8 protein-coding genes are annotated in these 9,159 nt (G+C 45.4%); all 8 read right to left on the reverse strand.

Features of this window, described 5'->3' with window-relative positions; translation table 11 throughout:
* Positions 1-10 precede the first annotated feature (10 nt).
* A complete protein-coding gene (gene ispD / locus SFC25_RS16790) occupies positions 11-688 on the reverse strand; it encodes a 2-C-methyl-D-erythritol 4-phosphate cytidylyltransferase (protein ID WP_411216367.1) in 678 nt (225 codons plus the stop codon).
* Between the two features lie 93 nt (positions 689-781).
* Positions 782-1,891, reverse strand: a complete 1,110-nt coding sequence (locus SFC25_RS16795) for a PIN/TRAM domain-containing protein (protein WP_411216368.1) — start codon at positions 1,889-1,891, stop codon at positions 782-784.
* A gap of 172 nt (positions 1,892-2,063) precedes the next feature.
* Positions 2,064-3,440 carry a DNA repair protein RadA gene (gene radA / locus SFC25_RS16800; RefSeq protein ID WP_411216369.1) on the reverse strand — a complete coding sequence of 459 codons (1,377 nt, stop codon included), beginning with the start codon at positions 3,438-3,440 and terminating at the stop codon, positions 2,064-2,066.
* 138 nt (positions 3,441-3,578) lie between these two features.
* Complete coding sequence (gene clpC, locus SFC25_RS16805; RefSeq protein ID WP_411216370.1) at positions 3,579-6,008, reverse strand: ATP-dependent protease ATP-binding subunit ClpC; 2,430 nt, start codon at positions 6,006-6,008, stop codon at positions 3,579-3,581.
* A 20-nt stretch (positions 6,009-6,028) separates the two neighbouring features.
* A complete protein-coding gene (gene mcsB, locus SFC25_RS16810) occupies positions 6,029-7,096 on the reverse strand; it encodes a protein-arginine kinase McsB (protein ID WP_411216371.1) in 1,068 nt (355 codons plus the stop codon).
* The gene (gene mcsA / locus SFC25_RS16815) at positions 7,096-7,638 is read right to left on the reverse strand and encodes a protein-arginine kinase activator protein McsA (RefSeq protein ID WP_411216372.1); all 543 of its coding nucleotides are present in this window, start codon (positions 7,636-7,638) and stop codon (positions 7,096-7,098) included. The genes mcsB and mcsA overlap by 1 nt, the downstream gene beginning before the upstream one ends.
* A 21-nt stretch (positions 7,639-7,659) precedes the next feature.
* Positions 7,660-8,118, reverse strand: a complete 459-nt coding sequence (locus SFC25_RS16820) for a CtsR family transcriptional regulator (RefSeq protein ID WP_411216373.1) — start codon at positions 8,116-8,118, stop codon at positions 7,660-7,662.
* A gap of 127 nt (positions 8,119-8,245) precedes the next feature.
* A complete protein-coding gene (locus tag SFC25_RS16825; RefSeq protein WP_411216374.1) occupies positions 8,246-8,860 on the reverse strand; it encodes an MgtC/SapB family protein in 615 nt (204 codons plus the stop codon).
* Positions 8,861-9,159: the final 299 nt, after the last annotated feature.

The following is a 9,159-nucleotide window of genomic DNA, read 5'->3' on the forward strand; positions in this document are numbered from 1 at the left end:
TGACCTCGCTTTATTTACCATTTAAAAATGCTTCCGCTTTGTATAAGTCCTCTGGTGTCGTAAGCTTCATATTATCATAGCTGCCTTCTACGATGAACACATCCTGATCGAGCCTCTCCACTAATGAAGCGTCATCTGTTCCCAGCACCCCATCAACCTTCGCCGACACATGTGCGTCATAGATAAGCTGGTAATCAAAAGCCTGTGGTGTCTGAGCAGCCCACAGCAGCCCTCGATCCATCGTTTCCAAACGATTGCCGCGGCGAAGTTTGATTGTATCTGTGACCGGCACCGCCAGTATTGCTCCGCGATGCTCAAGGCATGCCTCAGCCAATGCATGGAGTCTCTCGATTGTTACAAATGGCCGCGCACCATCGTGTATGAAAATGATACCGGACTTATCAGGCAATGCTTCCAGACCCATCAGGACACTCTCCTGCCGCTCGCTTCCGCCTTCTGTCAGGTTGATCGGCTTTGTCCATTTCTGCGCTGCCAATAGCTGCTGCATCAATTCACGATCTGAATAGCTGACAACAAGTGTGATCGATCTGCACCATGGATCCTGATCGAAAACATTCAGCGTATGAACAATGAGCGGCTTTTGCCCGATTGTAAGGAATTGCTTGTTATGGCCTGCCTGCATCCGTTTACCTTGCCCGGCAGCTAACACGATAGCTTGATAATGCATCTATTTTTACCGCCTTATTTTAAGTCGAATCCAAACAAAAGCGATAACATCCCATGTTATCACTTTTGTCTACTTCTATCATGTTATACTTTTTTACAATGCTTTTTCAAGTAATTTCGGCTTTGCAAAGATCATTCGGCCTGCGGAAGTCTGCAATACACTCGTGATGAGCACTTCGATTGTCTTACCGATATAATTTTTGCCTTCCTCAACAACGATCATCGTACCATCATCCAAGTAAGCCACGCCTTGATTATGTTCTTTCCCGTCTTTGATCACCTGAACTGTCAATTCCTCACCTGGAATGACAACCGGCTTCACTGCATTCGCCAAGTCATTGATATTCAAGACCGGCACGTTCTGGAACTCACATACTTTGTTCAAATTGAAATCATTCGTAACGACAATACCATCGATAACTTTGGCCAACTTGACCAGCTTGGAATCAACTTCTGGAATATCCTCGAAGTCACCCTCGTAGAATTCCACTTTCACACTTGGCATTTCTTTTTGGATGCGATTCAAGACATCAAGACCGCGACGTCCGCGGTTCCGCTTCAACGCATCAGATGAATCAGCGATATGCTGCAATTCATTCAATACGAATTGCGGGATGACAATCGTACCCTCCAAGAAGTTCGTTTCGCAAATGTCTGCGATACGTCCATCGATGATAACACTCGTATCGAGCAATTTTGACTTAGGCTGAACAGCCTGGACGTTTTCTTCTCCAGCTTCTTGTTCATCCACAGCTTTCTTCTTATCTTTTCTTGCCAAAGTCATCATATTCAGGAATTCATCCCGGCGCTTGAATCCAACCTGGAATCCGATGTAGCCAAGGAAAATCGTGACGAACAGCGGCAAAACCTCCGAAACAAGCACAAAACCGATACCGCGGATCGGAATCGTAATCAAGTAAGCTACGACCAACCCGATAATAAGCCCGATGCTGCCAAAGAACAAATCAGCAGCAGGTGTCTTGACTAGTGAGTCCTCCACCCAGTGGATGAAGCCGACAATATAATCGACCACCCAAAACAGTAATAAGAATAATAGAATAGCTCCGCCAATCAATCCAACGATCGGGGAATTAAGCCAACCAATGTTGGTAAAGTTCGCTAGATCCATTAATTTAGGAATGTAGAGAAACCCTACCATACCGCCTGCAACGATAATAAATAATTGCACGATTCGCTTTAACATTACTGTCACCTCCTAACAGAAAGTATTACCTGAAATAAAATATATTAGACGTAAAAATAAATAATTGCAGTTTAACCGTAGCATGTTTTAGATGCCCAGTCAATTTGGGAAACATTACATAGTAGCATAGTTTCAGAGAACATGTCAAAAAATATTACCAACTAAGGAGAGGTTAATCCTCTCCTAATACAATATGGAGTGCTTCACTGACGGAATTGACTCCGACTACTTTAATACTTGCAGGAATCGTCCAGCCATCCAAATTCTTCTTCGGTACGATGGCCCGCTTGAAGCCAAGCTTGGCCGCTTCCTGGACACGCTGTTCAATCCGGGATACGCGTCTCACTTCACCTGTCAGACCTACTTCCCCTATCAAGACATCATCTGGCTTGGTTGGCTTGTCCTTAAAGCTGGACGCGATACTGGCAGCTACTGCCAAATCGATAGCAGGCTCATCCAGTCGCATACCGCCGGCAATCTTCACATAAGCATCCTGATTCTGCAGCATAAGTCCGACCCGTTTCTCCAGTACCGCCATTAAAAGCGGCACACGGTTATGATCGGTACCGGTAGCCATACGGCGCGGGTTCCCGAAACTGGTCGGAGAGATAAGTGCCTGGATTTCGACAAGGACAGGGCGTGTCCCTTCCATCGATGCAACAACTGTCGACCCAGCTGCACCCTGGGATCTTTCCTCCAGGAAGATTTCAGACGGGTTCGTCACTTCCCTTAATCCTTCTTCCTTCATCTCGAAAATACCCATTTCATTCGTACTTCCAAACCGGTTCTTTACACTGCGCAAGATTCGGAACGTATGATGACGCTCCCCTTCGAAATAAAGAACTGCATCCACCATATGCTCAAGCATTCTAGGACCAGCGATGGCTCCTTCTTTCGTTACATGACCAACGAGGAATATCGGAATACCATTCGTCTTAGCCACTCGCATCAGCTCACTTGTACATTCACGTACCTGTGTGACACTTCCCGGTGCACTGGTAACTTCTTCCCGATACACGGTCTGGATGGAATCGACTACAACAAACGCCGGCTTTAGTTCTTCAATATGCCTTGTGATATCCTGCAGATTTGTCTCTGATAATACATAGAGCTGGTCTGCTTTTACACCGAGACGATCTGCTCGGAGTTTTGTCTGACGGGCAGATTCCTCACCGGAGATATACAGCACCGGCAGTTCCTTATCAGCCAGCTGTGCGCTGACTTGCAAAAGCAGGGTGGATTTACCAATACCAGGGTCGCCCCCGATAAGCACAAGTGATCCTGCTACGATTCCACCGCCGAGCACCCTGTTGAATTCCGGAAGATCCGTTGTTACTCTCGGTTCCTTTTCGGAATGAATGGCTGTAATCGACTGTGGCTTAGCAGCTGTAGTTGTTGTATTCGAGTGACGGAAGGCTCCGCTGTTAGCTGGAGAAACGACTTCTTCCGTAAAGGTATTCCAGTTGTTACAGCTCGGGCATTTGCCCATCCATTTTGCGGATTCATATCCACATTCCTGACATACATACTTTGTCTTTCTTTTTGCCAAACCTATCAAATCCTTCTTCATCATTTTATACGATAATTACGGCATAAAAGTTACAGAAATATATCAAACAAAATTATTATTATAGAAAAAATTCCACAAATCAAAGCAAAAAGGGAGGCGAAAACACCTCCCTATTCATTATTTGCCTGTAACGACATATTTACCTTCTTTATCTACATCAATATTCACTTGTTGTCCTTTGCGGATGTTCTCGCGAAGGAGTTCCTCTGATAATAGATCTTCGATATTCTTCTGGATCGCACGACGCAATGGTCGAGCTCCATATTCCGCGTCGAATCCATCATTAGCGATTTTCTCAATAACAGCATCTGTCAGCGTGAATTCAATATCTTGCTGTGCAAGACGTTTCTTAAGCTGATCTGCCATCAACGTAACGATATCTTTCATGTGTTTCTTCTCGAGCGGATGGAATACGATCGTTTCATCGATACGGTTCAAGAACTCTGGACGGAAAGCTTTTTTCAGCTCTTCTGTCACTTTCGCTTTCATATCCTTGAAGTTCTGATCTTCACTATCCATTGTGAAACCAAGTGACTTGCTGCGTTTCAGCTCACTGGCACCGACATTGGAAGTCATGATCAAAATCGTGTTGCGGAAGTCGACCAAGCGGCCTTTTGAATCCGTCAAACGGCCATCTTCCAATACTTGAAGCAAGATGTTGAATACTTCTGGGTGGGCTTTTTCCACCTCATCAAGCAATACAACAGAATAAGGTTTGCGACGGACCTTCTCAGTAAGCTGTCCGCCCTCTTCATACCCAACATATCCTGGAGGAGAACCGACAAGACGTGCTGTGGAATGGCGCTCCATGTATTCCGACATATCGATACGGATCATCGCATCTTCATCACCGAACATGGAATCAGCCAATGCTCGTGCTAGTTCTGTTTTACCTACACCAGTAGGTCCCAGGAAGATGAATGAACCAATCGGGCGTTTCGGATCTTTAAGGCCAGCACGTGCACGGCGAATTGCTTTGGAGATAGCCACGACAGCTTCCTCTTGTCCGATGACACGTCCATGCAGTGTCTGCTCCATATTAAGCAAACGTTCCGACTCATCCTTCGTCAGCTTGGCAACAGGTACACCAGTCCAGATGGAAACGACAGAAGCAATATCCTCTACAGTAACTTCACTGCTTTCCTGACCTTGCTTTTCTTTCCATTGGTCTTTCGTCTGATCCAGCTGATCACGCAGGCGCTGCTCAGTATCACGCAAGGAAGCCGCTTTTTCGAATTCCTGGCTTTGAACAGCTGCATCTTTCTCTTTGCGAACTTCCTCCAGCTTTTGCTCAAGCTCTTTTAGGTTTGGCGGAGCTGTATAAGAGCGCAGGCGCACTTTGGAAGCTGCTTCGTCAATCAAGTCGATTGCTTTATCCGGAAGGAAACGATCTGTGATATAACGATCAGAGAACTCTGCTGCCGCACGGATAGCCTCATCTGTGATCGTCACACGGTGATGGGCTTCATATCTGTCACGCAGACCAGTAAGGATCTGAACGGATTCTTCAACAGATGGTTCGTCAACTTGGATAGGCTGGAAACGACGCTCAAGCGCTGCATCCTTTTCGATGTATTTGCGGTATTCATCCAAAGTCGTAGCACCGATACACTGCAGTTCACCACGTGCAAGGGATGGCTTCAGAATGTTGGAAGCATCGATTGCTCCTTCTGCTCCACCTGCACCGATAAGTGTATGAAGCTCATCGATAAAGAGGATGATATTTCCTGCCTGGCGAATCTCCTCCATTACTTTTTTCAAACGATCCTCAAATTCCCCGCGATATTTCGTACCTGCGACAACAGTACCCATATCAAGCGTCATGACACGCTTATCCCGGAGGATTTCAGGTATTTCGTTATTGATGATTTGCTGTGCAAGTCCTTCAGCTACTGCTGTTTTACCTACACCTGGCTCACCGATCAAGACAGGGTTGTTTTTAGTACGACGGCTCAGTACTTGAATAACACGCTCGATCTCTTTCTCACGGCCAATAACTGGATCAATATTTCCTTCTTTAGCAATAGCCGTAAGATCTCTTGCCAAACTATCAAGTGTAGGCGTATTCGCTCTAGCAGACTGGCTGCCGCGCTGTTTTCCAGCAGAGGACTCATTGCTTCCCAATAGCTGCAGCACTTGCTGACGAGCTTTATTCAAGCTGACACCGAGATTATTCAGCACACGTGCTGCAACCCCTTCACCTTCGCGAATCAATCCAAGAAGGATATGCTCTGTGCCCACATAAGAATGTCCAAGCTTTCTCGCTTCGTCCAAGGAAAGCTCAATTACTTTCTTTGCACGAGGTGTGTAATAAGGGGTACCAGTGATTTTCTGGCCGCGGCCGATCAGCTGTTCAACCTCTTCCTGTATGCGTTCTGTTTCCAATCCTAGTGTCGTCAGAGCTTTGGCGGCAATGCCTTCACCTTCGCTCACAAGACCCAATAGGATATGTTCTGTACCGATATTATTATGCCCTAGACGCACTGCTTCTTCTTGTGCAAGTGCAAGGACCTTTTGTGCTCTTTCTGTAAAGCGTCCAAACATCATAGGAATTCCTCCTTGGTCAGTCAGTTATTTTCTAAATGCATCCGCTCTCTGATGAGGGAGGCACGTAATACATCTCGTTCTCTGCCAGATAAGCTTCTTTTCGCATAATGCTGCAGGAAGCCTGGCTGTATCAATACCATTAATTCATTAAGTATGGATTGAGGCATATCTTGTATATACCCAATATCAATGCCTAATCTAACATCCGATAAACAGGTTGCTGCTTCCTTTGATTCGATAATGCGGCTGTAACGCAATGTTCCATAAGACCGGAAGATCCGATCCTCCAGCTGGATGCTCAGCTCCTCTGTCAAAGTCTGGCGAGCCTGCCTCTCCTGCTCAATCAACTGGCTCACTACACTCTCCAGATCCTCGACAATATCCTGTTCTGATTTCCCCAACGTAATCTGGTTGGAAATCTGATAAATATTGCCTTGTGCCTCGCTGCCTTCGCCATAAATACCGCGTACAACAAGCCCCAGCTGGTTGATTGCTGGTGTCAGCCGATTCATTTGATGTGTCATGGTCAAAGCAGGCAGATGCATCATTACCGAAGCCCGAAGCCCCGTTCCTACATTCGTCGGGCAAGTAGTAAGATATCCTCTTTCCTCATCGTACGCATACGTTATCTTCTGCTCAAGCCAATCATCCACTTCAAATGCTTCTGACAGTGCCTTTTTCAGCTGGAAGCCTGGCAGATACAGTTGGATGCGCAGATGATCCTCTTCATTTACCATGATAGAGACTTGTTCGCTTTCGGACAGCAAAACTCCTGCCTCCTCCGCATGTTCTGCTAAATGCGGGCTAATCAAATGCTTTTCAACGAATACCTTCTTCTCGATCGGGGAAAGATCTGCAATACGTAAGAATTGCATTTTTCCTCGCTCATTAAAATCTGCGTCTTGATAGCTATCCTGGAAGAAATTAAGCACATCATCCAAGTCTTCTGCTTTCGCAATCAAAGGGAACGTGCGATTTTCAAAGTTTCTGGCCAGTCTGATTCGGCTGCTCATGACTATATCACAGTCTGGTCCATTTTCTTTCATCCAAGGGCTGATGGCATCACTCATGAATTTCTCTAGTGACATCAGCTATCACCCTCTTCCTGTACATCTGTGCTTTGCTCCAGGGAACGTATCTTATCACGGAGCTCTGCTGCCTTCTCAAACTCTTCTTCCTGGATATATTGCTGCATGGATTCCCGGTATGCTGCGATCTTTCGTTTTTTCTCTATACCGCTGCCCATCCGCTTTGGTATCTTGCCTTCATGTTTTGTATTGCCACTGTGTACACGGCGGAAGATAGGATTCAGATTGTCTTCGAAAGTTTCATAGCAGGAAGCACAGCCGAATTTCCCTAGTCGTGTGAACTCATTGTATGTCAGCCCACACTTGGGGCAAGCAAGTGCTGCTGGAGCTTGGGAGAAATGTTTATGTCCTTGAACAGTAGATGGGTTCATATGAAATAGACCAGATAATAAGTTATGCAGGGAATACCCTTCTTGGCCGTAGGAGACATATCCATTCTCTTTCGCACATTGTTCGCAAACATGCATCTCCGTCTTCTGTCCGTTGACGACATTTGTTAAATGCAAGGTTGCTGGTCTTATATGACACTCTTGACATTCCATCCTGATGCCCTCCTTATCTGACTAGTACTTGATAGCAGTCAGCATTGAAACTAAAATACGGGACCTGACTTCATCGCGAAGCGGAAGAGGAAAGGCTAGTGTTTCCCGGCTGGTTGCCCGCAGCATGATCTTCGCTTCCCGTTCGGTCAGTATCTTCTCTTCAGCAAGCCGTTCAATGATACTGTTGGCAGTTTGCTGTGATACTCGCGGCTGAACCATTTCAATTACTTCATCTATCAAACTTGCTTCTGTATGGTGCTTTACCCGAATGATACGAATGTAACCACCGCCGCCACGCTTACTCTCAACAAGATATCCTTTCTCAACAGTAAATCTTGTCTTTATTACATAGTTGATTTGGGAGGGCACGCACTGAAAGCGGTTCGCCACTTCACTTCTCTTTATTTCCACTTCCTGCGTATCCGTCGATTGAAGTATCTGCTTTAAATAAGCCTCTATGATGTCCGAAATATTGCTCACACAAGTCGCCTCCCTTCCTTTGACTTTGACTATCTTTGACTTTATTATATACATTTTGCAGGAGGAATGCAAAGCTCTACTTCCCTAGCATAGCCTCTAATAACAGAAAAAAACCCTTAAAAGGGTTTTAACTTTTCACTGTACTGACTGATCGGATATTTGTTAAGTTGGTTAATTCCTCAAAGAGTTCCATTTCATTAATAGCGTGACGTGTAGCCAGCTCTACATGCAGCATTTTTCCGTCATGATGATGGTTTCTCATCTTCATATTGGTTAGTGCCAGATGATGACGTTCGAGGATTTCCATGAGAGGCCCTACACTTTCATCTCTGTCCAGTTCAATATCCAAACAGTACGCTTTTTGCTTTTTGCTTGATAAAAACAGCTTTTCAAAATTATTCAGGAAGATAAGGATCAGCAGGATGATAATAGTAGTAAATACCGCTTCCATATACATTCCTGCCCCTATAACGAGTCCAAGTCCTGCTACGGTCCATACGGAAGCAGCTGTCGTAAGCCCTCGTACAGTCGTACCATTTACTAATATCGTTCCAGCTCCCAGGAAACCAATACCACTGATTACATAGGAAGGTATACGGGCGGGATCAAATTGGACGTAGTCATGCTCCTCACTAAAAGCCGTAAAACCATATAACGATAAGATCATCATCAGACAGGACCCGACGCCAACAAGGATATGCGTTCGCAAACCAGCATGGTGATTGCCCATTCCCCGTTCCATCCCAATAGCTCCTGAGAGGAATACTGCTATTATAATTTTCATCATTACAGTTAGAAATTGTTCATCAAAGTATTGCTCCATCTATGCTTCCCTTCTTTCTCTCTCTTTGCAGTATATGAATATCGACATATTAGTATGAAGTATTTATATTCCCCAATTCCCAGAAGTATAAAGCAAGACATACAAAAAGCTCCTGATAAGTTATAGAATAACTTATCAGGAGCTTTATTTTGCCTGGCAGCGTCCTACTCTCGCAGGGCGAACCCAACTACCATCGGCGCTGAAGAGCTTAACTGCTG

It is taken from the genome of Terribacillus saccharophilus, from assembly GCF_046592595.1.
In the GTDB taxonomy this organism is placed as follows: domain Bacteria; phylum Bacillota; class Bacilli; order Bacillales; family Amphibacillaceae; genus Terribacillus; species Terribacillus saccharophilus_C.